The organism is Cupriavidus sp. L7L (genome assembly GCF_004353535.1).
Classification (GTDB): Bacteria; Pseudomonadota; Gammaproteobacteria; order Burkholderiales; family Burkholderiaceae; genus Cupriavidus; species Cupriavidus oxalaticus_A.
In genome coordinates this window covers 665,829-690,001 of record NZ_SMNY01000009.1, presented here as the reverse complement: position 1 = coordinate 690,001, position 24,173 = coordinate 665,829, and the positions used below count along the sequence as shown (strand labels likewise).

The window sequence follows — 24,173 nt, the reverse complement described above, 5'->3', positions numbered from 1 at the left end:
AAGCCAACATGCGATTCTCTGTCTACCAGGAAAGCAGGAAAGGCGGCCGCCGCGTCAACCAGGACCGCATGGGCTATTGCTTCACGCGCGACGCGCTGCTGATGGTGCTGGCCGACGGGCTCGGCGGCCATGCGCACGGTGAAGTCGCAGCGCAGCAGGCGCTGCAGACGCTGGCGCGGCAGTTCCAGGCCCAGGCCCGCCCGGCGATACGAAACCCCGCGGAGTTCCTGCAGGACACTATCATGCTGGCGCATCGCGAGATCCACCGCTACGCGGAAGCCAATCGCATGGCCGACGTGCCGCGCACCACGGTGGTCTGCTGCCTGGTCCAGCACGGCCAGGTCTACTGGGCCCATGCCGGCGATTCGCGCTACTACCTGTTGCGCAAGGGCCGGCTGCTGACGCGCACGCGCGACCATTCCAAGATCGAGAACCTGCTGCAGCAGGAACGCGTGCTGCCGATGCACGTGGCCAACCACCCCGAGCGCAACAAGCTCTACAACTGCCTGGGCTCGCCCAACCTGCCGCTGATCGACCTGGGCGGCCCGGTGCGGCTGGAGCCCGGCGATGTCGCCCTGCTCTGCTCCGACGGCCTGTGGGGGCCGCTGGACGACCAGGCGCTGGTCGACAAGCTGTCGCGGCTGTCGGTGGTGCAGGCGGTGCCGGCGCTGATCGAGCAGGCGCTGCAGAACGCCGGCGAAGGTGCCGACAACACCACCGGCATCGCCATGATGTGGGAGCTGGACAACAACACCACCGGGCCGGATTCGGTGATGACCGATACGCTGCCGCTGAACGCGTTCACCACGTCGATCCTGGACCGCACCGGCACGGACAGCGACCTGCTGTCCGAGGAAGAGATCGAGCGCTCGATCGCCGAGATCCGCGCCGCCATCGACAAGACCAGCAACCTGATGCGCTGACCCGGTTCGCGGGCGGCCTTTGCCCTTCACCGCGCGCCGGTATGCAGCGCGCGCGGGCCGGCGGCGGTAGAATCGCGGTCTCTCCCCCGATTCCGACCCGAACATTCCATGCGACCCAGCGGCCGCGCAGCCGATGCGCTGCGTTCCATCAGCCTTACCCGCCACTACACCCGCCACGCCGAGGGCTCAGTCCTCTGTGCCTTTGGCGATACCAAGGTGCTGTGCACCGCCAGCGTGCTCGCCAAGGTGCCGCCGCACAAGAAAGGCAGCGGCGAAGGCTGGGTGACGGCCGAGTACGGCATGCTGCCCCGCGCCACCCACACGCGCTCGGACCGCGAGGCCGCGCGCGGCAAGCAGACCGGCCGCACGCAGGAAATCCAGCGCCTGATCGGCCGTGCCATGCGCTCGGTGTTCGACCTGGCGGCGCTGGGCGAATACACCATCCACCTCGACTGCGACGTGCTGCAGGCCGACGGCGGCACCCGCACCGCTGCCATCACCGGCGCCTTCGTCGCCGCGCACGACGCGGTCGCCACGATGCTGCGCGATGGCCTGATTGCCGCCAGCCCGATCCGCGACCACGTGGCCGCGGTCTCGGTCGGCATGGTCGACGGCGTGCCGGTGCTCGACCTCGACTACGCCGAGGACAGCAGCTGCGACACCGACATGAACGTGGTCATGACCGGCAGCGGCGGCTTTGTGGAGGTGCAGGGCACTGCCGAAGGCGCGCCATTCAGCCGCGCCGACCTCGACGCCATGACGCGCCTGGCCGAAGCCGGCATCGCCCGCCTGGTGCGGCACCAGCGCGAAGCGCTCGGCCTGGCCTGAAGCGGGATCCGACCATGCAACGACTGGTACTGGCCTCCAACAATCCCGGCAAGCTGCGCGAGTTCGGCACGCTGCTGGCACCGCTCGGCTTCGACGTGGTGCCGCAGGGCGAACTGGGCATCCCGGAGGCCGAGGAGCCCTTCGTCACCTTTGTCGAGAATGCCCTGGCCAAGGCACGCCACGCCAGCCGGCTGTCCGGGCTGCCCGCGCTGGCCGATGACTCCGGCATCAGTGCGCGCGCGCTCGGCGGCGCGCCGGGCGTATATTCGGCGCGCTATGCGCAGATGGCCGGCAAGCCCAGGTCGGATGCGGCCAACAACGCTTACCTGGTATCGCAACTGGCCGGCAAGCTGGACCGCCATGCGCACTACTACTGCGTGCTGGTGTTCGTGCGCCATGCCGAGGATCCCTGCCCGCTGATCGCCGAAGGCGTGTGGCATGGCGAGGTCGTCGACGCGCCCCGCGGCGCGGGCGGCTTTGGCTACGATCCGCATTTCCTGCTGCCGGGGCTGGGCAGGACTGCCGCCGAGCTGTCGGCGGAAGAGAAGAACGCCGTCAGCCACCGCGCGCAAGCTCTGCGCGCACTGGTGGCCAGGCTGCAAGCCGACGCCGCGCAGCGCAACGGCCGATGATCCCGATCGTACCGGCCGGCAGCGCGCCGTCCGCCGCCTCCCCCGTCGACAGCAAGCAGCTGTGGCTCAAGCCCGGGCAAATCAGCCTGCCGGGGTCGCCGCCGCTGTCGCTGTACGTGCATATCCCGTGGTGCGTGCGAAAGTGCCCGTATTGCGATTTCAATTCGCACGCGGCGCCGGGCGCCGACAACCACGAGATCCCGGAAGAGATCTACCTGGACGCATTGCGCGCGGACCTCGAGCAATCGCTGCCGCTGGTGTGGGGCCGCCCTGTCCATACCGTCTTTATCGGCGGCGGCACGCCCAGCCTGCTGTCGGCCGCTGGCATGGACCGGCTGCTGTCCGATATCCGCGCCTTGCTGCCGCTCGATGCCGACGCCGAGATCACGATGGAAGCCAACCCTGGCACCTTCGAGTCCGACAAGTTTGCCAGCTACCGCGCCAGCGGCATCAACCGGCTGTCGATCGGCATCCAGAGCTTCAACGACCGGCACCTGCAGGCGCTCGGGCGCATCCATGGCGGCGCCGAGGCGCGCAAGGCGATCGATATCGCGCAGGCGAGCTTCGACAACATCAACCTCGACGTGATGTACGCCCTGCCCGGGCAGACGCTGGAAGAATGCCGGCAGGACCTGGAGACCGCGCTGTCGTACGGCACCACGCACCTGTCGCTGTATCACCTGACGCTGGAGCCGAACACGCTGTTCGCCAAGTTCCCGCCCGCGCTGCCGGACGACGACAGCGCGTACGAAATGCAGGACCTGATCGAGGCACGCACGGCCGAGGCGGGCTATCGCCACTACGAGACCTCGGCCTATGCCAGGCCGCATCGCGAGGCGCGCCATAACCTCAACTACTGGCGTTTCGGCGATTACCTCGGCATCGGCGCGGGCGCGCACGGCAAGCTGTCGTTCCCGCACCGCATCCTGCGCCAGATGCGGCACAAGCATCCCGCTACCTACATGGAGCAGGCGCTTGCCGGCAATGCCGTGCAGGAGGCGCGCGATGTGAGCGCCGACGAGTTGCCGTTCGAGTTCATGCTCAATGCGTTGCGTCTGACCGATGGCGTGCCGGCATCGAGCTTCCACGACTACACCGGGCTGCCGCTGCACACCATCAGCAAGCAACTCGCCGAAGCCGAGAAGAAGGGACTGCTGGAAGCGGACCTGACCACCATCCGGCCGACGGAGCTGGGGCGGCGCTTCCTGAATGACCTGCAGGAGATGTTCCTGAAGGACTGAGTTGTGGACGCTGCGGCGTCCCGGTAAGTCTCAACGAGAAAGGCCACGCAAGCGCGTGGCCTTCTGCTTTCTGACCGCCGTCAGCGTCAGTACGGCGTCGCCATATCGTTGGCCACGCGTGCGCGCATGCCCACTTGCAGGTTGCCCAGGTTCGACTGGGTCACCGTCGCGACGCGGCCGTCGTCCAGGCGCACGTTGACGCGATACGCGGTCTGCGTATTGCTGCCCGCACGCTTCTCGATCTGGTTGCCCGCTACCGCGCCGACCACGGCACCGCCGATGGTGGCCGCGGTCTGCCCGCGCCCGCCGCCGATCTGATGGCCCAGCAGGCCGCCGGCGGCACCGCCGATGACCGTGCCCAGCAGGCCAGAGCTGCCTTGCGTGGAGGTGATCGGCTCGATCGATTCCACACGGCCGTAGTACACCGAGCCGGCAGGCGCCTGCGTGGTGTTGGGGGTCTGGTAGCCCGGGGGCGGCGCCGTGTTGTAGCCGGTATTGCTGTAACCGCCGTTGTACGGCGCAGCACAACCGGCCAGCACCGCCACCGCGGTAGCTGCCGGCAGGATCAGCCATTTCTTGCTTTGCATTCGCATTTTGAGTTCTCCTCTGTTGCCAGTCGAAGCAGGGATTGCAGCACACACCGGCAGCACACACCGGCGGCACACGCCGCGACCCCGTGCACTCCAATATGAGCAGCAGTCCCATGTGAAGGTTCCGCGGTGTCAGACAGACGCCGACAGCCGAGGCCAGCGGTGTGGCAGGAAGTTTACGCATGCCGCCTCGCCGCGCTGCAAGAGCACCCCGTTGCCCGCGTGGCCTTGTATAATGCGCGGCCTGACCTTCAGGTCGATGGCAACGCGGCGCCGAGGGACCCGCCCTTTCGCGCTACAATGCCCGCACTTTCCGGAAGCGTGGCCGAGTGGTTTAAGGCAGCAGTCTTGAAAACTGCCGATGGGGTGACCCATCCGTGAGTTCGAATCTCACCGCTTCCGCCAGACAGCAAGACGGCCCGCACCAGGCAACCGGTGCGGGCCCTTCTTATTTGGAAGTGGATTCGGGACTCTGCGTCAGCAACCGGTAGGCTTCCGCCTCAGAAATCTTCAGCCGGTACTTCTTAGCCAGCACGCGCGCAAAGGCGTGTGCCGAGTCCGGGTGACAGTACCGCAACTGCTCCCGGTACGCCTCCACTTCATAGCGCAGCCGCCAGCGTCGGCTGGCGAGATACAGCACGCCCATCAGCCCCCAGCTGCGCCAGAACTGGCGCACGTGGACCTTCTCGTGCTCGATCAGCGCGTCGCTGGCGCCGGGCCGCAGCAGGATCAGCGGCCCGGGCGTAAAGCCGTCAAACCCGCGCGGGATCAGCCAGCGGGTTTCGACGACGAGGCATAGCGGCGAGCGGCAGTAGCGGAGCATGTGTCAAGCATAGCCCGGATGCCCGCACTCTGCCGTGCGTTGCGCTCAGGCCGCCGCGCGCAGCGTCGCCGGCGCGGCAACCGCCGGCAGCGCCAGCGCCGACTGGCCGCGCGAGCGGCCGGAACTGAGGTAGCCCGCGATCGATTCCTGCGTCACTTCACCCAGGTAGTCGCCGTCCGCGCCCATCACCGGCAGCCAGCTGGTGTTGTGCTGGTACATGCGCGACAGCACGATGCGCAGGTGCTCGTCGAACGCAGCGGTGACCGCAAACGGGCGCATCACGTCGCTGCACACGCCCTTGCCCGGGCGCGCGTCGCGGCGCGTGACATAGCCCAGCGCGCGCTGCGCATCGTCCACCACCGGCAGGTGGCGCACGTCGGCATCATCCATCACGCCCAGCGCCTCGGCCAGCGGCATGTCGGGGCGGCAGCTCGGCGGCATGGTGGCGGCGTCGCCGGCGCGCACCAGCAGCAGGCGCTTGAGCGTATTGTCGTGGCCGACAAAGGCCTGCACGAACTCATCGGCCGGGTGCGCCAGCAGCGCGTCGGGGTGGTCGAACTGCACCAGCTTGCCGCGGCGGAACACCGCCACCTTGTCGGCCAGCTTGATCGCCTCGTCGATATCGTGCGAGACCATGATCACGGTCTTGCCGAGCTGGCGCTGCATCTGCAGGAATTCGTTCTGGATGCTCTCGCGGTTGATCGGGTCGACCGCTCCGAACGGCTCGTCCATCAGCAACACCGGCGCATCGGCCGCCAGCGCTCGGATCACGCCGATGCGCTGCTGCTGCCCGCCAGACAGCTCGCGCGGGTGGCGGTCGAGCATCAGGTTGGGATCGAGCTGCACCATCGCCATCAGCTCGCACGCGCGCTCGCGGCACTGCTTCTTGTCCCAGCCGAGCAGGCGCGGCACGACCATGATGTTCTCTTCGATGGTCATGTTGGGGAACAGGCCGATCTGCTGGATCACGTAGCCGATCTTGCGGCGCAGGGTCACGCCGTCGATGCCGCGCGTGTCCTCGCCCTCGATGCGCACCGTGCCGGAAGTGGGCTCGATCAGCCGGTTGATCATCTTCAGCGTGGTGGTCTTGCCGCAGCCCGACGGGCCCAGGAAGACGCAGATCTCGCCGCGCGGCACCGTCAGCGACACGGCGTCGACGGCACGCACTTCGGTGCCGTCTTTCTGCTGGAAGGACTTGGTGAGTTGGTCGAGTTCGATCATAGACGGATCCCCTTCGGCGTCAGCGCCCGCTGCAACCACTGCAGGAAAGCGTCCGCCACGATGGCAAGCAGGCTGACCAGGACCGCGCCCACGGCCAGCTTGCTCATGTTGCTCTGGCTGATCGCCTGCAGGATCAGCACCCCAAGGCCACCCGCGCCGATGATGGCGGCAATGGTGGCAACCCCGATATTCATCACCACGGCGGTACGCACGCCGCCGAGGATCACCGGCACCGCCAGCGGCAGGTCGACCAGCCGCATCCGTTGCCAGGTGGTCATGCCGATGCCGCGGCCCGCTTCCTGGATGCCGGGGTCGACATTGGCCAGCGCGGTGTAGGTGTTGCGCATGATGGGCAGCAGCGAGTACAGGAACACCGCCGTCACCGCCGGCACGTAGCCGAGCGCATGGCCGAAGCGCGCGAAGATCGGGATCATCAGTCCGAACAGCGCGATCGACGGCAGCGTCAGCACGATGGTGGCCAGCGCCAGCAGCGGCGTGGCCAGCGCGCGGAAGCGCGTGATCACGATGCCCAGCGGCACCCCGATCAGGATCGCCAGCCCTACCGCCGAGCCGACCAGCGCGAGATGCTCGCCGGTCATTTTCAGCAGCGTGGGCCAGCTGTGCTGCAGGTAACCAAATATGTCCATTCGCAGGTCCATGCGGCCCTCCTCAGATCAGTCCGTGGCTGCGCAGGAAGTCCTCCGCGACCTTGTCCACCGGCTGCTGGCCGATGTCCACCTTGTAGTTCATGTCGGTCATGCTCTGGTTGTCGAGCTTGGCAGCGAGTGCGTTGAGCAGGCCCGCCAGCTGCGGGTGCTTGTCGAGCACGGGCTTGCGCACCACCGGCACCGCGTTGTACGGCGGGAAGAAATGCAGGTCGTCTTCCAGCAGCACGAGGTCGAAGCCCTTGACGCGGCCATCGGTGGCATAGACCAGGCCCAGCTCGACCTGGTTGTTCTTCAGCGCGGTGTAGACCAGGCCGGGGTCGAGCTGGATCACGTCGCGGCGCGAGAACGGCAGCTTGTACAGGTCCTTGAGCGGCTCCAGGCCATCCGGGCGCGCTGCGAATTCCATGTCGACCGCGAACGGATGGGTGGCGTCGGCGCCGGCCTTGCGCATCTGCTCGGCAAACACCGACAGCGTAGTCACGCCTTTGCCGGCGCGTTCCTTCGGCATCGCCAGCGCGTAGGTGTTGTTGATGCCCGAGGCATCCAGCCACACCAGGCCGCGTGCGCCGTCCATCTGCCTGACGCGCTCATAGCTTTCCTTCGCGCCCAGCTTTTCCTGGACCTTGTTGAACACGATCAGCGCGGTGCCGGTGTAGTCCCAGACCACGTCGAGCTGGTTGCTCTCCATGGCCTGGCGCATCAGCGTGCTGCCCAGCCCGGCGGTCAACTCGGTGGTGAGGCCCTTGGCGCGCAGGTACTTAGACGTCATCGACGACAGCAGCAGCTGCTCGGTAAAGTTCTTGCCGCCCACGCGGATCGGTGCTGCGGCAGCATCGGCGGCGTGCGCATCGGGCGCCGCGGCCAGCGCCAGCCCTGCCGCGAACGCGGTAACAGCCGCCACCAGCATCGCGGCGCGCCGCGCGCGGCGGCGGATAAATTGCATTGGGTCTTTCATGTCGGCCCCTTTGTTCAGCGCACCAGCCCGCGGCGGCGCAGGTACACCTGGCCGGCAGCGGCGAACAACGCGTCCAGTGCCAGTGCCAGCAGCGCGGTGGCGGCCGCGCCCAGCAGCAGCAGCGACTGGTTGTTCAGGTAGATGCCCGGGAAGATCAGTTCGCCCAGGCTGTTGGCACCGATCAGGAACGACAGCGGCACCGTGCCGACGTTGATCACCAGCGCAATGCGGATGCCGGCCAGCATCACCGGCAGCGCGTTGGGCAGTTCCACGCGCACCAGCCGCTGCACCGGGGTCATGCCGATGCCGCGCGCCGCTTCCAGCAGCGTGGGCGAAACGTTGCGCAGCCCCTCGTAGGTGTTGCGCACGATCGGCAGCAGCGAAGCCAGCCACAGCGCCAGGATCGCCGGGCGCTCGCCGATGCCGAGCACTGCCAGCGCGAGTGCCAGCACCGCCAGCGACGGCACCGTGTTGCCGACGTTGAAGACCTGCATCAGCCGGTCGGCCCAGCGGCGCATGCACGGGCGGCTCAGCGCGATGCCGGCCGGGATGCCGGTGGCCAGCGCCAGCGTCATCGAGATCGCGACCAGGCGCAGGTGGTCGGCAACGTCGTAAATCAGGCGTTCCTGATATTTCCGAATCACATCGACGCCGATCCACGCGACCAGTGCGGCGATCGCGGCAAGCGTCAGTCCTGCCCAGGCGAAAGACCGGGCCGATTGCTTTGACATACTCTCCCCTCTTCCGGCCGGAAAAGAGCGCAAGACGCCACTTCCAGATCGCGGAAAACAATATGGGCTGGTGGTTGCGGAGATGGAGGCGCCACCCGCCCGGTTCAGATTGCATTGCCGCCATGACCGGCACGATTGCCGGCGGACGGTCTGTGGGCCTTCCGCGTTGGCGGGGAGCCCGATTGACGGGATGCCGGCATGCGGCCGGACATTCCCTGAAGCGGCGCAACCGGCGACGCTTCAAGCGTGGCGACCAGTTGGCCTGTGGCAGCGCAGGTATTGAGGTTTTTCGACGCGCCGCCGATCCATCGGCCGTTGACTGGCAAGGGCTGGCGCGGAATCGGCCACCTTGCAAATCACATCAACGGATGACAATGAGAGCGCTATTATAGCGATCTTCTTTTATTTTGTCATCTTTCCGCCTTCCGGCGCCAATTTTGCGGCAATTTTATGCTTTTGGGAGGCGTTCAGGGCACCGGTTTTCCCGGGCTTGCGGCGCCGGGTGCGCCGTTCCAATTTTGATAGCGACTCCTTCGCGCTATGCCTATGAGTAGAACAATCTGTTCCCTTCCCGCCCTCTACTCTTTCCCAGCCAAACCACTAAATTGACGGGGTAGCTGAAACGACGGGACCGCGCGGCACGATCGCAGCGCTTCCCTCCCACCGGAGAAAGACATGGACATCCGTACCCCCTTCACCACCGCTCCCGCCACCGCCGCGGAAAGCGTGCAACGCTCGCGCACCGTGGACCGCGTCGTGCGGGGCATCGCCACGTCCGACGGCGCCGGCGTCAAGCTGACCCGCGTGCTGACACAGAACCTGCAGCGCCGGCTGGACCCGTTCCTGATGCTCGATGCCTTCGGCACCGACAGCAAGGACGACTACATCGGCGGCTTCCCCGATCACCCGCACCGCGGCTTCGAGACCATCACCTACATGCTGGCCGGCCGCATGCGCCATCGCGACAGCGCCGGCAACGAAGGCCTGCTGCAGAACGGCGGCGCCCAGTGGATGGTGGCCGGCGCCGGCGTGGTGCACTCGGAAATGCCCGAGCAGGAAGACGGCCGCATGGAAGGCTTCCAGCTCTGGCTGAACCTGCCGGCCGCGGACAAGATGACCGCGCCGTGGTACCGCGACATGCCGTCGGCCGAGATTCCGACGGTGGCACTGGACAATGGGGGCACGGTTCGCGTGCTGGCCGGCGCCAGCCATGGCGTGGCCGGCGCGGTGGCGCGCCCGGTGACCGAGCCGCTCTACCTCGACGTGCACCTGCCGGCAGGCCAGGTGTTCACGCAGGCGCTGCCGGCCGGGCATAACGCCTTTGTGTACGTGTACCAGGGCGAGGTGTCGATCGGCGACGAGGGCGACGACGGCGACCGCGCGGTGGTCGAGGCCCAGCGCATGGGCGTACTGGACAACGCCGGCACGGCTGACGGCGTGGTGGTGCGGGCCAACGCCGACGCGCGCTTCCTGCTGATCGCCGGCAAGCCGCTGAACGAGCCGATTGCGCAGTACGGCCCGTTCGTGATGAACACGCAGGAGCAGATCTACCAGACGCTGGCGGATTTCCGGGATGGGCGATTCGCGACCATCGCGGCTGGGAACGGTGCCTGAGGACGGGCTCCAGGCCGTCACCGCGCCGCCGGCTTGCGCCCCTCTCCCGCCCGCGGGAGAGGGGCGCAAGGGGAGAAAACAATCTCAAAGGCCGCCGCCTCCGCCAGGAGGCCGCGGCTTTTTTTCGTGCCGCAACCGGCACGCGACTTGCAACCTGCCTGCAATCGTTGCAGGGACTGGACACTCGCTCGTTTCAAGCCTTCCATCCCCTGCTCACTTATATAATTCGTCACCTATATCGAGCATCACCAGTTCATGATGAATGCTGCAATGCGTCGCGGCGATCCTGCGCCACGCACTGCCGCGCTTTGACTCATCCGACGTTGCTGCCCTCACAACAACCCGAGCCGCCTCAGTGACATCACAAACCCCTCCCAGGCTGGCGCTTTCCCATATCAGCAAGCGCTATCCGGGCGTCGTCGCCAACGACGACGTCAGCCTTACCGTCGCACCCGGCGAGATCCACGCGGTCCTGGGCGAGAACGGCGCCGGCAAATCCACCCTGATGAAGATCATCTTCGGCGCCGTCCGGCCCGATGCCGGCGAGATGCACTTCAACGGGGCGCCGGTCACGATCAACAGCCCGCACGATGCCCGCAACCTGGGCATTGCCATGGTGTTCCAGCATTTCTCGCTGTTCGACACGCTGACCGTGACCGAGAACATTGCGCTCGGCCTGCCGGCCAGCCAGCAAGGCAACATGAAGCAGCTGGCCGAGCGCATCCGCGCCACCGCCGAACGCTACGGCCTGCCGCTGGAACCGAACCGCCACGTGCACACGCTGTCGGTCGGCGAGCGCCAGCGCGTGGAGATCGTGCGCGCGCTGCTGGCCAATCCGCAGCTGCTGATCCTGGACGAGCCCACTTCGGTGCTGACGCCGCAGGCGGTGGAGACGCTCTTCGTCACGCTGCGCCAGCTGGCCGGCGAAGGCACCAGCATCCTCTACATCAGCCACAAGCTCGACGAGATCCGCGCGCTGTGCCATCACGCCACCGTGATGCGCATGGGCAAGGTCACCGGCGTGTGCGATCCGCGGCAGGAAACCGCGGCGTCGCTGTCGCGGCTGATGATCGGCGGCGAACCGCCGCGCGAGGCGCGCGTGACTGCCTTCCGCGGTCCGGTGCAACTGAGCGTGCAGGAGCTGTCGCTGCCGCGCGCGCATGCCTTCGCCACCGAGCTGAGCCGGATTTCGCTCGACCTGCATGCGGGCGAGGTCGTCGGCATCGCCGGCGTCTCCGGCAACGGCCAGCAGGAGTTGTTGGCGGCGCTCTCGGGCGAGGACACGCGCGCGGCCAGCGCATCGGTGCAGATCGGCGGCAGGCCGGTGGGCAAGCTCGACGCGCGCCGGCGCCGCCGCGCCGGCCTCGCCTTCGTGCCGGAGGAACGCCTGGGCCGTGGCGCTGTGCCGGGCATGAGCCTGGCTACCAATGTCCTGTTGTCGCACCAGACGCGACCCTACGTGCGCAAGGGCATGATCTCGCCGAAGGCCGCCACCGGGCTGGCCACGGCGGTGATCGACCGCTTCCGCGTCAAGGCCAGCGGACCGGATGCGCTGGCGCGCAGCCTGTCCGGCGGCAACCTGCAGAAATTCATTGTCGGCCGCGAGATCGAAAGCGGCCCGAGGGTATTGATCGTGGCGCAACCGACCTGGGGCGTGGACGTGGGCGCCGCGGCGCAGATCCATAACGAGATCCTGGCGCTGAAGGCCACCGGCTGCGCCATCCTGGTGGTGTCGGAAGAACTCGACGAGCTGTTCGCGATCTGCGACCGGCTGCATGTTATCGCCAAGGGCCACCTGTCGCCGTCGGTGCCGACCGAAACTGCCACGCGCGAGCAGGTCGGCCTGTGGATGAGCGGCTTGTGGCAAGGCGGCCCCGCCAAGGCACACCCGGCGGAGGTGGCAAACCATGGCTGATGTGCGACGCCTCCTCCCCCGCTCCCCGCTAACGCTGGCACCGCGCGGGCTGCCGTCGCGCACCATGGCCTATGCCTCGCCGGTGGTTGCGCTGGCGCTGACGCTGCTGTTCGGCGCGCTGCTGTTCCTGGTGCTGGGCAAGGACCCGGTGGCCGCGCTCAAGGTCTTCCTGGCGGATCCGCTGCGCGACAAGCGCGCGATCGGCGAGGTGCTGCTGAAGACGGTGCCGCTGGTGCTGTGCGCGCTGGGGCTTTCGGTGTGCTACCGGGCCAATGTGTGGAACATCGGCGCCGACGGCCAGCTGATTGCCGGCGGCATCTGCGCCGGTGCCGTGGTGCTGTATTTCGACGTGCCGGGGCAGGCCCTGAACGGCACCGTGGTTCTGGTACTGGCCTCGCTCGCCGGCATCGCCGGCGGCATGGCGTGGGCTTCGCTCACGGCGCTGCTGAAAGACAGGTTCAACGCCAACGAGATCCTGGTCTCGCTGATGCTCACCTATATCGCGCAGCAGTTGCTGCTGTGGGTGGTCAACGGGCCGCTGAAGGATCCCAATGGCATGAACTTCCCGCAGTCCAAGGTGTTCTCGTCCGAGTTCCTGCTGCCCAACCTGATGTCGGGCTCGCGCCTGCACGCCGGCTTTGCGGTGATGCTGGTGCTGGTGGTGGTGATGACGGTGTTCGTGTTCCGCAGCTTTGCCGGCTATCGCCTGCAGGTCGGCGGTACCGCGCCGGCGGCGGCGCGCTACGCGGGCTTTTCGGCGCGCAGCGCGTTGTGGAGCGCGCTGCTGATCTCGGGCGCGACCGCGGGGCTGGCAGGCGCGTTTGAAGTGGTCGGACCGATCGGCCAGTTGCTGCCGTCGATCTCGCCGGGCTACGGCTTCACCGCGATCATCGTCGCGTTTATCGGCCGGCTGCACCCGGTCGGCACCGTCTTCGGCGGCATCATGATGTCGCTGTTCTATATCGGCGGCGAGATGGCGCAATCGCGCCTGGGCCTGCCGTCGGCCATAGGCTGGGTGTTCCAGGGCATGCTGCTGTTCTTCCTGCTGGCCTGCGACACGCTGATCGAAAGCCGCCTCCGCTGGCGCGCCACCACGGCCTGAGCGGAGCAAGAAAAAACATGGAACAACTCGCTCCCCTCATTGCCACCGCCATCAACGCCGGCACGCCGCTGCTGCTGGCGGCGCTGGGCCTGCTGATCAACGAACGCTCGGGCGTGCTCAACCTGGGCGCCGAAGGCATGATGCTGGTCGCCGCGGTGGCCGGCTTCATGGTCGGCTACCAGACCCAGTCGCCGATGCTCGGCTTTGCCGCCGGCGCGCTGGCCGGCATGCTGATGGCCACGCTGTTCTCGTGGCTGGCGCTGGTGCTGGCCACCAACCAGGTCGCCACCGGCCTGGCGCTGTCGATCTTCGGCACCGGGCTGTCGGCCTTCATGGGCCAGCGCTTCGTCGGCTTCGCCATGCCGGCGCAGGCCAAGGCCGTGCCGGGACTGGCCAACCTGCCTTTCTTCGGTCCGGCGTTCTTCCAGCATCACTGGATGGTCTATTTTAGCCTGCTGCTGTGCCTTGCCATCATGTGGTTCCTGTTCCGCACGCGCGCCGGCCTGACGCTGCGCGCGATCGGCGAGTCGCCGGAATCCGCGCACGCGCTGGGCTATCCCGTGCGCACCATCCGCTTCGGCGCGCTGCTGTTCGGCGGCGCCTGCTGCGGGCTGGCGGGCGCCTACCTGTCGCTGGTCTATACCCCGATGTGGGTCGAGAACCTGGTCGCCGGCCGCGGCTGGATCGCGCTGGCGCTGACCACCTTCGCCACCTGGCGTCCGGGCCGCGTGCTGATCGGCGCGTGGCTGTTCGGCGGCGTGACCATCCTGCAGTTCTACCTGCAGGGCATCGGCGTATCGGTGCCCTCGCAGTTCCTGTCGATGCTGCCGTACGCGGCCACCATCGTGGTGCTGGCGCTGATCTCGCGCAACCCCGCGTGGATACGGCTGAACATGCCGGCATCGCTGGGGAAGCCGTTCCGGCCCGGCAATGCCTGATCGCCAGTATCTGATCGATTTTTTTGACGGAAATCCCCGAGCTACCAAACAATTCACACAAGGAGAAATCATGATCGTCACGCGCAGGAAGACCCTGGCGGCGCTGGCCGCCACCGCAGTGCTGGCCCTGGCCGGCTGTGGCAAGAAGGAAGCCGAGAAGCCTGCCGAGACCGCGGGCCCGGCCTCCGCGCCGGCTGCCGCTGCCGCGGGCGAGCCGCTCAAGGTCGCCTTCGTCTATATCGGACCGGTCGGCGATGCCGGCTGGACCTACGCGCATGACAACGGCCGCAAGGCCGTGGAAGAAAAATTCGGCAGCAAGGTCAACACCACCTTCGTCGAAAACGTGCCCGAATCCGCCGCCGACGCCGAGCGCGTGTTCCGCGACCTGGCCAGCCAGGGCAACAAGCTGATCTTCGGCACTACCTTCGGCTACATGGAGTCGATGCTCAAGGTCGCCAAGGAATTCCCGGACGTGAAGTTCGAGCACGCCACCGGCTTCAAGACCGCCGACAACCTGGCCCAGTACGACGTGCGCACCTATGAAGGCGCGTACCTGGCCGGCGTGGTCGCCGGCAAGATGAGCAAGACCGGCAAGATGGGCGTGGTCGCGTCGGTGCCCATCCCAGAAGTGATCCGCAATATCGACTCGTTCACGCTGGGCGCCCGCAGCGTCAATCCGAACGCCACGGTCAAGGTGGTGTGGGTCAACAAGTGGTTCGACCCGGGCAAGGAGCGCGAAGCCGCCACCACGCTGATCGGCCAGGGCGTCGACATGCTGATGCAGAACACCGACTCCGCCGCGGTGGTGCAGACCGCGCAGGAGAAGGGCGTGCATGCCTTCGGCTGGGACAGCGACATGACCAAGTTCGGCGACAAGGCCCACCTGGCCGCGTCGGTGATCTCGTGGGGCGTCTACTACAACAAGGTGGTGGAAGACGTGCTGAACAACCAGTGGAAGAACGGCACCACGTGGTGGGGCCTGAAGGAAGGCATGATCGACCTGAAGTCGTTCAACGCGGTCGTGCCCGAAGACGTGAAGAAGCTGGTCGAGGAGCGCAAGAAGGGCATTGCCGATGGCAGCGCGCCGATCTGGAAGGGTCCGATCAAGGACAACACCGGGACCGAGCAGCTGGCGAAGGATCAGGTCGCGGATGACAAGTTCCTGCACGGCGTGAAGTTCTATGTCGAGGGTGTGGAAGGGAAGATTCCGGGCTGATCGGTGCACCAAAGCCGCCCGGACTAGCCTAAGCAAGGTGTTCTCCCTCTCCCGCGCGCGGGAGAAGGGAGAAAACCGCAGGCATTGGCAGCCGCACCCCCACCGCCTCTCCCATCACATTGCCCCCGCGGAACTTGAAGCCGCCAACAACGGCCCAAGCTATCTGCGTATGCGCCAGTGTCAGGCGCGCGCCATGTGAAGGAGGCCTCTCATGTTGAAGCGATTTTCGGCCCTGTGGACGCTGGTACGCCGCGACGGGCGGCTGTTCTGGTATGCGCTGCGCCACCCGGATGCCCCGGCATGGCTGAAACCCGCGGCGATCGGGCTGCTGCTGTACGCGATTTCGCCGATCGACCTCGTGCCTGACGTGGTCGCCGGGCTTGGCATCATCGACGACGTGGTGCTGATCCCGCTGGCCGTCCACCTGATCCTGAAGCGCCTGCCGCCGCATATCCTGCGCCAGGCGCAGGCGCGCGCCACAGCCACCACGGTCCGGCCGCACTGAAGCCGCCAAAGAAAAATCCCCGGGGCACTCGCTGCGCCGGGGATTTTTTATGCCTGAGCGGAACCGGATTCAGCGCGGCAGCAGGATGGTCGAGCCCGTGGTCTTGCGCGCTTCCAGGTCGCGGTGCGCCTGCGCCACTTCCGACAACGCATATTGCTGGCGGATATCGACCTTGACCTTGCCGGTCGTGACCGCATCGAACAGGTCGGCCACCATCGGCTCGAGCAGCTCGCGGTGCACCACGTAGGTCATCAGCGTCGGGCGCGTCAGCCGCAGCGAACCCTTGTTGCCGAGCACCGAGAGGTCGAACGGCGGCACCGGGCCCGAAGCATTGCCGAAGCTCACCATGGTGCCGCGCGGCGCCAGGCAGTCGAGCGAGCCCTGGAACGTGTCCTTGCCGATCGAGTCATAGACCGCCGGCACGCCCTTGCCGTTGGTGATTTCCTTGACGCGGTCGACGAACGACTCGCGCGTGTAGACGATGGTATGGGCGCAGCCGTTGGCGCGCGCCAGCTCTGCCTTCTCGTCCGTGCCGACGGTGCCGATCACGGTCACGCCAAGCGCCTTGAGCCACTGGCTGACGATCAGGCCCACACCGCCGGCAGCCGCGTGCAGCAGCACCGTGTCGCCCGGCTGCGCCTGGTAGCTGTCGCGGATCAGGTATTGCGCGGTCAGGCCCTGCAGCATCATGGCCGCGGCGGTGTCGAACGGGATCGCGTCCGGCAGCCGCACCACGATATCGGCCGGCATCACGCGCACCTGCGCATACGCGCCGGTCGGACGGCCGGCATAGGCGACGCGGTCGCCCACGCTCACGTGGCCGACGCCCTCCCCCACGGCCTCGACCACTCCCGCGCCTTCCATGCCCAGGCCGCCCGGCAGCGGCTGCTTGTACAGGCCGGTGCGGAAATAGACGTCGATGTAGTTCAGGCCCACCGCTTCGTGGCGCACGCGCACCTGGCCGGGGCCGGGCTCGCCCACTTCCACATCGACCCACTGCATGACTTCAGGACCGCCGGTCTGCTCGATCCGGATGGCTTTGCTCATCTGCGTCGCTCCTAGTTGTGGTGTTGCATCGATCGGGGGAATTCAGCTTGCCTGCGCGCCGTCGGCCTCGTTGGCCAGGCCCGCGATCAGCAGTTCGGCAGTAGCCACGTTGGTCGCGCACGGCACGTTGTGCACGTCGCACGCGCGCACCAGCGCGTTGATGTCGGGTTCATGCGGCTGCGGCGTCATCGGGTCGCGCAGGAACACCACGGCGCGCACGCGCCCTTCGGCCAGCTGCGCGCCGATCTGCAGGTCGCCGCCCCACGGCCCCGACAGCATGCGCGTCACTTCCAGTCCGACCTCGTCGATCAGGCGGCCGCCGGTCGTGCCGGTGGCCAGCAGCTCGCATTGCGAGAGGAACGCGCGATGGCGCGTGGCGAAGGCGACGATATCGTCCTTCTTGTGGTCGTGGGCGATCAGCGCGATGCGAGGGCGTGTCATCAGTAATTCCTGGTTGGGGTGGCGAGACTGCAGCAGGCTGGTGGAAATCAGAACGTGCCGGGGTAGGCGCCGCCGTCGATCAGCAGGTTCTGCCCGGTGATATAGGCAGCCTGGCGGCTGCACAGGAAGGCGCAGGCAGCGCCGAACTCGGCCGGCTCGCCGAAGCGGCGCGTCGGGTTCTGCGCGGCACGGCGCTGCGCCACTTCCTCGACGCTCAGGCCGGCCTTCTGGGCGCCGCCTTCCATGGTCTTGCGCAGGCGATCGGTATTGAACGGCCCGGGCAGCAGGTTGTTGATGGTCACGCCATGCTGCGCCACTTCGCGCGCCACGCCCGCGACAAAGCCGGTCAGGCCCGAGCGCGCGCCGTTGGACAGCCCCAGCACGTCGATCGGCGCCTTGACCGCGCCGCTGGTGATATTGATGATGCGGCCCCACTTGCGCGCGATCATGCCGTCGACGGTGGCCTTGATCAGCTCGATCGGGGTCAGCATGTTGGCGTCGAGCGCGGCGAGCCAGTCGCTGCGCTCCCAGTCGCGAAAGTTGCCCGGCGGCGGGCCGCCGGCGTTGTTGACCAGGATGTCGAGGTCGCCCAGCCTGGCGGCGGCGTCCAGCGCCGCCTTGCGGCCTTCGGGCGTGGTGATGTCGGTCGCCACCGCGATCACGCGGCGGCCATGGCGCGCGCGCAGGTCGGCGGCGGCCTTCTCCAGCGCCTCGGCGCCGCGCGCCACGATCACCACGTCAACGCCTTCCGCCGCGAGGGCGTCGGCGCAGGCCAGGCCAAGGCCCTTGCTGGCGCCGCACACCAGCGCATGCTTGCCACGCAATCCCATGTCCATGTGTTTCTCCTTTGTCTGTTGTGTTGGTACGGCCGGGAGCGCCCGGCCGATGCATCAATTTCTCTTTGCCGAGAGCAGGTACATGCCGCCCATCACCAGCGCGCCGCCGGCCAGCTGCACGCCGCTGATCGGCTCGCCCAGCAGCCAGTAGCCGAGCAACAGCGTCGATACCGGGCCGATCATGCCGGCCTGCGAGGCCAGCGGCGCACCGATGCGCGCCACCGCGACCATGGTCATCGACACGGGCAGCACCGTGCAGAACACCGCATTGACGAGTGACAGCCACATCACCGGCGCCGGCTGCGCCAGCTCGGCCACGGGCCGGCCCAGCGCCACATACTGGATCACGCAGCAGGCGGTGGACACGCACATCGCATAGGCCACCAGCCGCAGCGAGCCGATGCGCCGCACCAGCTCCCCGCTCAGGATCAGGTAGACAGCGTACGTCATGGCACTGCCCAGGACCAGCGCGCCGCCCAGCCACACCTGGCCGCCGCTGACGTCGAGGTCATGGGCAAAGACCAGTACGATGCCGGCATACGCCAGCAGCAGCGACAGCCACTGGCGCGAACTGATCGGCCGCCGGAACACCAGCGCGGTGGCCAGCAGCACGAACGACGGCGTCAGGAACAGGATCAGCCGCTCCAGCCCGGCGGTGATGTACTGCAGGCCGATGAAATCCAGGAAGCTCGACAGGTAATAGCCGATGAAGCCGAGGAACACCACGCGCCCGCGGTCCGCCCACGACAGCGGCGCCAGGCGGCGCGACTGCCACCAGCCGATCGCCATGAACAGCGGCACGGCGAACAGCATGCGCAGCGTCAGCACCATCACGGCATCGACGTTGTAGCGGTACATCAGCTTGGCGACGATCGCCTTGGCGGAGAACAGCACCGCGCCGACGGCGGCGATGGCAAGCCCCGCGCGCTGCGGCGACGGCAGCGCGGCAGGCGCGGCGAGGGACTTCTGGGAGACGGACACGGGAATACGTGGAAAGCGGGCCGCAGGGCCGGCGCACCGGCCCCGCGCGGCCCCGCGAAGCGACCCGACGATTGTATTCGAAAAGACGCAACCGCATCGGCGGTGCCCCCGGCCCTGCCCTGCCTGCGGCCTATCCCCTACAATGGCCGCGCGCCGCCTGCGTCACGGCCGGCGCCACAATAACAACCCCAGGAGACTTCTCGCCATGCCAATCCACCCCGCACACGCCGGCCGCCGCGCGCTGCTGCTCGCTGCCCTGACCGGGGCCGCGGCGCTCGCCGCCAGCTTCAGCGCCGCCGCCGCACCCGGCGACGGCTATCCGTCCCGTCCGATCCGCTTTGTCGTGCCCTACGCCGCCGGCGGCACCACCGACCTGGTGGCTCGCACGGTCGGCCAGCGCGTGGGCGAGAAGCTCGGCCAGCCGGTGGTGATCGAAAACCGCCCCGGCGCCGGCGGCAACGTAGGCATGGACGCGGTGGCCAAGGCCGCGCCGGACGGCTACACCATCGGCTTCGGCGCGATCTCCACCAACGCGCTCAACCCGCATATCTACAAGCAGGTGCCGTTCGACCCGCGCAAGGACTTCACCGCGATCAGCCTGCTCGGCACGTCGACCATCGTGCTGGAGGTCAGCCCGGCGCTGCCGGTGAAGACCGTCAAGGAACTGGTGGCCTACGCCAAGGCCAACCCGGGGCTGACCTATGCGACGGCGGGCACCGGCACCTCGATGCACCTGGCCGGCGCGATGTTCGCGCAGATGACGCAGACCAGCCTGACGCATGCGCCTTACAAGGGCAGCAGCCCGGCCATCAACGACATGCTGGGCGGCCATATCAGCGTGATGTTCGACAACCTGCCGGCATCGCTGCCGCATATCCAGGCGGGCAAGCTGCGTGCGCTGGCGGTGGCCGGCAAGCAGCGCTCGCCTTCGCTGCCCGACGTGCCGACGCTGGCCGAGGCGGGCTTGCAGGGCTATGCGGTCGAGCCATGGTTCGGGGTCTTTGGTCCGGCCAACGTGCCGGCGCCGGTGGTGCAGGCGCTGAACAGCGCCTTCGTCGAGGCGCTGGCCCGTCCCGATGTGCGCGAGAAGCTGGTGCAGGCGGGCTTCAATCCCAAGGGATCGAGCGCGGCCGAACTGCAGGCGCTGACGCAGTCGGAATACGAGCGCTTCGGCACGGTGGCGAAGACTGCCGGGATCACTGTGGAGTAGTAGCAGTAGCGGACCAGCAGGCAGCGGATATACTCGGGGCACGCTCATCCAACGCATCACCATCGACGTGCCCAACCCCTCCGCATCCTCCGCATCGTCAGCAGACCAGGCCGCCCCCGACTACGATTTCACCGAGCAGGTGGGCCACCTGCTGCGCCGCGCGTACCAGCGCCACGTGGCGATCTTCCAGCAGACCATCCCGGATTCGCAGCTCACCGCGGCGCAGTTCGTGGTGCTGTGCGCGGTCAGGGACCGGCAGCCGTGCTCGCTGAATGAAGTGGTGCGCGCCACGGCGATCGACCAGGCGACGGTGCGCGGCATCATCGAGCGGCTGAAGGCACGCAAGCTGATTGCGGTGTCGCATGACCCGAACGACCGGCGCAAGGTGGTGGTGACGGTGACCCCCGGGGGGCTGGCGTTGATCGACGAGACGGTGCCGTTTGCGAAGCAGATCTCGGAGCAGACGTTTGGCAGCCTGAATCCGGCGGAGCGAGTGGCGGTGACTTACCTGCTGCGGAAGATGAGCGAGATCGATGAGGGGAATGGCGGCGTGTAAGTGAGACCTCCACCATGCCGCCGGTTTGCTCCCTCTCCCGCTTGCGGGAGAGGGAGCAAACCACCAGTTGGTTAAGGGCGCTCGCTCCTTAGCGCCGCCAACACTGTCTCCGGCACGAACGGCGGCCGCCGCAGACGCACGCCGATCGCATCGAACAACGCATTGGCAAGTGCCGGCGCCCCCGGCAGCGATGCCGACTCCCCTGCCCCCATCGGCGGCTCTTCCTGCCGCGGCATCAGCACCACCTCGATCGGCGGGATCTCCGGAAAGGTCAGCAACGGATAGCTGCCCCACTCGCGGCTGGCGACACCGTCGGCGTCGAAGCGCACCTGCTCCTTCAACACCCGGCTCAAGGCCTGCACCACGTTGCCGTGGATCTGGTGGCGCACGCCGTCCGGGTTGACCATCATGCCGGTGTCCTGCCCGACCACCAGTTTCTCCACGGCGATGCGGCCCGTTGCCGCCTCCACCGCCACGTCGACCACCCATGCCGCCCATGCCGCGCCGAAGCCTGGGAAGCGGCTGTGGATATAGCGCGCATAGGCAACACCGCGCCCGCGCAGCATGCCGTCGTTGCCAGCCTTGCCACGCGAACCGTGCGCGCCCCGCTGCCAGCCCGCCGCGTCGGCCACCGCGCGCAGCAGTTCGGCTGCGCGCGTGTCCGGCAAATGACGCAGCCGGAAATCGATCGGATCGGCGCCGGCTTGGGCAGCCAGTTCATCGATCACGCATTCATGCGCGAACGAATTCGGCAGCGCCGATACGCCACGCAACCATGACGCGCGCACGATGGCGGGCGTGTCGTCGCAGCCGATGCGGCGCGCGCGGTAGTCATACGGCGGCACCGCGGTGCGGTCGCCCATTTCCAGCGTGCGCGGCGCGTTGGGCACGATGCCGGCGAGCACCAGCGCCAGCGTCGGCGCATCGTTGGACGGATAGCGGCTGGTGAAGTCATAGCCGAGCAGTTCGCCGTCGGCGCCCAGCGTTGCGCTGACATCCATCAGCTGGGCCGCGCCCTTGGGTTCCCACAGGTGTTCCTGCTCGCGCGATAGCTGCACGCGCACCGGATGGCCGACGGCGCGCGACAGCAGCGCGGCATCGGCGCAGACATCGTCCGCGCAATTGCGGCCGTAGCAGCCCGAGGCTTCCATGCGCACGATCTCGATGCGGTCCTCGCCCAGCCCGCACAGGCGTGCCAGGTCGATGCGCAGAACATGCGGATTCTGCGTGCCCGACCATACCGTCAGGCCATCCTCATGCCAGTCCGCAACCGCGCATGAGGGGCCGATCGAACCGTGCATCTGGTATGGCCAGACGTAATGGCGATCCAGCGTCTTGCCGGTCCCGGCGGGAGGCATCTCGCCGTCATTCAGCAGTTCGCGCCGCGTTGCGGGGTTGGCGCGCAGCGCGGGTTCAGGGTCGGCGAGCGACGGCATCGGCGGCACGGGTTTCCACTGCGCCCGCAGCTTGCGCGCGGCAAGCACCGCGTACTCTTCACGCTCGGCCACCACGCCGACGAAGTCGCCCTGCACCACCACGTCGACCAGTCCCGGCACATCGCGCACCGATTCGCGGTCGACCGCGAGCAGGCTGTTGCCGACGAAGCCGCCGCTGTCGCGCCCGGCGTAAGGTGGCCGCACCACGCGCCCATGCAGCATGCCGGGCACGCGCACGTCATGGACGAAAGTCAGCACGCCGCGTGCCTTGTCGGGGATATCGACGCGTCCGGCCGGGCGGCCGACGATGCGGTAGGCCTCCACCGGCTTGATCGCCACGTCGTCTGCCAGCGGCAGCGCCACGTGCTCGCCTTGCACCAGCGCGCCATAGCCGATGGCGGCGTCGGCCCCGCGCACGCGGAACTCGCCATCCTGCGCTTCCAGCTGGTCGGGCGCCACGCCAAGCTGTTGCGCGGCGCGCGCCAGCAGCCACGCGCGCGCCTGCGCCGCGGCACGGCGCAGCGGGATCGCGGAAATCTGGATCGATGCGCTGGCGATGGTCGGCCCCTGGTTGGGGGTGGCTTCGGTATGGCCCAGCACCATGCGCACCCGCGACAGCGGCACGTCGAGTTCTTCCGCCACGATCTGCGCCAGCGCCGTGCGGATGCCGGTGCCAAGGTCGACATGGCCGTTGAAGGCCAGCACCTCGCCACTGTCGCGCACGGCGATGAAGATATCGGGCAGCGCCGGCACGTAGTCCGACGCCGCGCCGGGCTGGCCGGGCGCGGGACGCGCCGCCGCCTGCGGCGCGCGCGTGACCAGCAGCACGCCGACGGCCTGCAGCAACGCCAGCCGCAGTGCGCGCGGCGTGGCGGGATCGGCCTGTGCCGCGGGTTGCAGCGTTGTTGCGGTCATCGTCTTCCCATCTCCTTCAACGGGGCCCCCGTTATACTGCCAGCCAACGGAGTCAGAGCCACCCAATCATCATGACGAACACCACCGCGGCGAAACCTGCCGCCAAGCAGGCTCCCAAGCGGGCTGCCCCAGGCACGCGGGCCAGGCAGGCGCAGGACAGCCGCGACCGCATCCTGAAAGCGGCGATCAAGGTCTTCGCCCAGCGCGGCTATGACGGCGGCCGCATCGAACGCATTTCGTCGCTGGCCAAGACCTATGACCGGATGATCTACTACTACTTCGGCAGCAAGGAAAAGCTGTTCGTCGAAGTGCTGGAGACCATCTACCTGCAGCTCAACGAAGCCGAGCAGCAGCTCGAGCAGGAACTCGACGCCGCCGACCCGGTGCGCGCGCTGTCGCAGCTGGTCGACTTCATCTGGCAGTACTACCTCGACCACCCCGAATTCGTCGCGATCCTGTCCAGCGAGAACATGAGCCAGGGCAAGCACGCGAAGAAGTCGGTCCGCCTCAAGGAAATCTCCAGCTACGCGCTGTCGGTGCTCGACGGGATCCTCACACGCGGCAAGTCCGCCGGGCTATTCCGTTCCGAGACCAGCGCGCGCGATGTCTACATGGTGATCGCCTCGCTCGGCTACTTCTACAACTCCAACCATCATACGCTCAGCGCCTTCCTGGGCGAGGCCATGATGAGCCCGCCCGCCTTGGCGCACTGGCGCGATGTGATCCAGCAGACAGTGCTGCGCACGGTGACGCTGCCCGGCGCCGTGCCGGAAGCCAGCGTGCCGCCGGCTACGCCGGCGCGCAAGGCCGCACGCAACAGGCGCGCGGCTGCAGGCTGAGACGCGGCGC

Annotated in this window: 24 protein-coding genes and 1 tRNA gene; 14 read left to right on the top strand and 11 right to left on the bottom strand. The window is 67.7% G+C overall.

The window, feature by feature from the left end; genetic code table 11:
- Positions 1 to 8 precede the first annotated feature (8 nt).
- The 4 genes from E1J61_RS11080 to hemW all read left to right on the top strand — a co-directional run bounded on the left by E1J61_RS11080 (position 9) and on the right by hemW (position 3,624).
- Complete coding sequence (locus tag E1J61_RS11080) at positions 9 to 923, top strand: PP2C family serine/threonine-protein phosphatase (protein ID WP_133094081.1); 915 nt, start codon at positions 9 to 11, stop codon at positions 921 to 923.
- A 108-nt stretch (positions 924 to 1,031) separates the two neighbouring features.
- Complete coding sequence (gene rph, locus E1J61_RS11075) at positions 1,032 to 1,751, top strand: ribonuclease PH (RefSeq protein ID WP_133094080.1); 720 nt, start codon at positions 1,032 to 1,034, stop codon at positions 1,749 to 1,751.
- Positions 1,752 to 1,765: 14 nt separating this feature from the next.
- Complete coding sequence (gene rdgB / locus E1J61_RS11070) at positions 1,766 to 2,383, top strand: RdgB/HAM1 family non-canonical purine NTP pyrophosphatase (protein WP_133094079.1); 618 nt, start codon at positions 1,766 to 1,768, stop codon at positions 2,381 to 2,383.
- Entirely contained in the window at positions 2,380 to 3,624 is a 1,245-nt protein-coding gene (hemW, locus tag E1J61_RS11065) for a radical SAM family heme chaperone HemW (protein WP_133094078.1), read from the top strand. Before rdgB ends, hemW begins: the two co-directional genes overlap by 4 nt.
- A gap of 86 nt (positions 3,625 to 3,710) precedes the next feature.
- Here hemW and E1J61_RS11060 read toward each other — a convergent pair whose 3' ends face one another.
- Entirely contained in the window at positions 3,711 to 4,217 is a 507-nt protein-coding gene (locus E1J61_RS11060) for a glycine zipper 2TM domain-containing protein (RefSeq protein WP_133094077.1), read from the bottom strand.
- 312 nt (positions 4,218 to 4,529) lie between these two features.
- Here E1J61_RS11060 and E1J61_RS11055 point away from each other — a divergent pair.
- Positions 4,530 to 4,619 (top strand) — tRNA-Ser (locus tag E1J61_RS11055).
- A gap of 43 nt (positions 4,620 to 4,662) precedes the next feature.
- Here the strand turns inward: E1J61_RS11055 and E1J61_RS11050 are convergent.
- The 5 genes from E1J61_RS11050 to E1J61_RS11030 are packed head-to-tail and all read right to left on the bottom strand — an operon-like array spanning position 4,663 to position 8,612.
- Positions 4,663 to 5,037, bottom strand: a complete 375-nt coding sequence (locus tag E1J61_RS11050) for a hypothetical protein (RefSeq protein WP_133094076.1) — start codon at positions 5,035 to 5,037, stop codon at positions 4,663 to 4,665.
- A 45-nt stretch (positions 5,038 to 5,082) separates the two neighbouring features.
- Entirely contained in the window at positions 5,083 to 6,258 is a 1,176-nt protein-coding gene (locus tag E1J61_RS11045; RefSeq protein WP_133094075.1) for an ATP-binding cassette domain-containing protein, read from the bottom strand.
- Positions 6,255 to 6,905 carry an ABC transporter permease gene (locus E1J61_RS11040; protein ID WP_133094239.1) on the bottom strand — a complete coding sequence of 217 codons (651 nt, stop codon included), beginning with the start codon at positions 6,903 to 6,905 and terminating at the stop codon, positions 6,255 to 6,257. The genes E1J61_RS11045 and E1J61_RS11040 overlap by 4 nt, the downstream gene beginning before the upstream one ends.
- A 22-nt stretch (positions 6,906 to 6,927) precedes the next feature.
- Complete coding sequence (locus E1J61_RS11035; RefSeq protein WP_133094074.1) at positions 6,928 to 7,869, bottom strand: glycine betaine ABC transporter substrate-binding protein; 942 nt, start codon at positions 7,867 to 7,869, stop codon at positions 6,928 to 6,930.
- A gap of 26 nt (positions 7,870 to 7,895) precedes the next feature.
- Positions 7,896 to 8,612 (bottom strand): ABC transporter permease, encoded by a 717-nt coding sequence (locus E1J61_RS11030; protein WP_133094073.1) that lies wholly within the window; start codon positions 8,610 to 8,612, stop codon positions 7,896 to 7,898.
- 675 nt (positions 8,613 to 9,287) lie between these two features.
- Here E1J61_RS11030 and E1J61_RS11025 point away from each other — a divergent pair.
- The 6 genes from E1J61_RS11025 (at position 9,288) to E1J61_RS11000 (ending at position 15,902) form a co-directional block, all read left to right on the top strand.
- On the top strand, positions 9,288 to 10,226 hold the full coding sequence (locus E1J61_RS11025; RefSeq protein ID WP_133094072.1) for a pirin family protein: 939 nt from the start codon (positions 9,288 to 9,290) through the stop codon (positions 10,224 to 10,226).
- A gap of 355 nt (positions 10,227 to 10,581) precedes the next feature.
- Positions 10,582 to 12,141 carry an ABC transporter ATP-binding protein gene (locus tag E1J61_RS11020; protein ID WP_133094071.1) on the top strand — a complete coding sequence of 520 codons (1,560 nt, stop codon included), beginning with the start codon at positions 10,582 to 10,584 and terminating at the stop codon, positions 12,139 to 12,141.
- A complete protein-coding gene (locus E1J61_RS11015; RefSeq protein ID WP_133094070.1) occupies positions 12,134 to 13,243 on the top strand; it encodes an ABC transporter permease in 1,110 nt (369 codons plus the stop codon). Before E1J61_RS11020 ends, E1J61_RS11015 begins: the two co-directional genes overlap by 8 nt.
- Positions 13,244 to 13,260: 17 nt before the next feature.
- A complete protein-coding gene (locus tag E1J61_RS11010; protein ID WP_133094069.1) occupies positions 13,261 to 14,181 on the top strand; it encodes an ABC transporter permease in 921 nt (306 codons plus the stop codon).
- Between the two features lie 70 nt (positions 14,182 to 14,251).
- On the top strand, positions 14,252 to 15,397 hold the full coding sequence (locus tag E1J61_RS11005; RefSeq protein ID WP_133094068.1) for a BMP family ABC transporter substrate-binding protein: 1,146 nt from the start codon (positions 14,252 to 14,254) through the stop codon (positions 15,395 to 15,397).
- Between the two features lie 211 nt (positions 15,398 to 15,608).
- On the top strand, positions 15,609 to 15,902 hold the full coding sequence (locus E1J61_RS11000; RefSeq protein WP_062797448.1) for a YkvA family protein: 294 nt from the start codon (positions 15,609 to 15,611) through the stop codon (positions 15,900 to 15,902).
- A gap of 69 nt (positions 15,903 to 15,971) precedes the next feature.
- Here the strand turns inward: E1J61_RS11000 and E1J61_RS10995 are convergent, their stop codons facing one another.
- Genes E1J61_RS10995 through E1J61_RS10980 form a run of 4 tightly spaced genes read right to left on the bottom strand, consistent with a single transcriptional unit; the run spans position 15,972 to position 19,168 of the window.
- Positions 15,972 to 16,949: a quinone oxidoreductase gene (locus E1J61_RS10995; protein ID WP_133094067.1), complete on the bottom strand. Its 978-nt coding sequence runs from the start codon at positions 16,947 to 16,949 to the stop codon at positions 15,972 to 15,974.
- 42 nt (positions 16,950 to 16,991) lie between these two features.
- Complete coding sequence (locus E1J61_RS10990) at positions 16,992 to 17,393, bottom strand: methylglyoxal synthase (RefSeq protein WP_195428350.1); 402 nt, start codon at positions 17,391 to 17,393, stop codon at positions 16,992 to 16,994.
- 44 nt (positions 17,394 to 17,437) lie between these two features.
- Positions 17,438 to 18,226 (bottom strand): SDR family oxidoreductase, encoded by a 789-nt coding sequence (locus tag E1J61_RS10985; protein ID WP_133094065.1) that lies wholly within the window; start codon positions 18,224 to 18,226, stop codon positions 17,438 to 17,440.
- 54 nt (positions 18,227 to 18,280) lie between these two features.
- A complete protein-coding gene (locus E1J61_RS10980; RefSeq protein ID WP_133094238.1) occupies positions 18,281 to 19,168 on the bottom strand; it encodes a DMT family transporter in 888 nt (295 codons plus the stop codon).
- 244 nt (positions 19,169 to 19,412) lie between these two features.
- Between E1J61_RS10980 and E1J61_RS10975 the strand changes: the two genes are divergently transcribed.
- Both E1J61_RS10975 and E1J61_RS10970 read left to right on the top strand, forming a co-directional pair.
- Positions 19,413 to 20,417 carry a tripartite tricarboxylate transporter substrate binding protein gene (locus E1J61_RS10975; RefSeq protein ID WP_133094064.1) on the top strand — a complete coding sequence of 335 codons (1,005 nt, stop codon included), beginning with the start codon at positions 19,413 to 19,415 and terminating at the stop codon, positions 20,415 to 20,417.
- A 67-nt stretch (positions 20,418 to 20,484) separates the two neighbouring features.
- A complete protein-coding gene (locus E1J61_RS10970) occupies positions 20,485 to 20,973 on the top strand; it encodes a MarR family winged helix-turn-helix transcriptional regulator (RefSeq protein ID WP_133094063.1) in 489 nt (162 codons plus the stop codon).
- A 71-nt stretch (positions 20,974 to 21,044) separates the two neighbouring features.
- Here E1J61_RS10970 and E1J61_RS10965 read toward each other — a convergent pair whose 3' ends face one another.
- Complete coding sequence (locus E1J61_RS10965; protein ID WP_133094062.1) at positions 21,045 to 23,324, bottom strand: molybdopterin cofactor-binding domain-containing protein; 2,280 nt, start codon at positions 23,322 to 23,324, stop codon at positions 21,045 to 21,047.
- Positions 23,325 to 23,395: 71 nt separating this feature from the next.
- On the opposite strand from E1J61_RS10965, the gene E1J61_RS10960 reads away from it, so the two are divergent.
- On the top strand, positions 23,396 to 24,163 hold the full coding sequence (locus E1J61_RS10960; protein WP_133094061.1) for a TetR/AcrR family transcriptional regulator: 768 nt from the start codon (positions 23,396 to 23,398) through the stop codon (positions 24,161 to 24,163).
- Positions 24,164 to 24,173 lie beyond the last annotated feature (10 nt).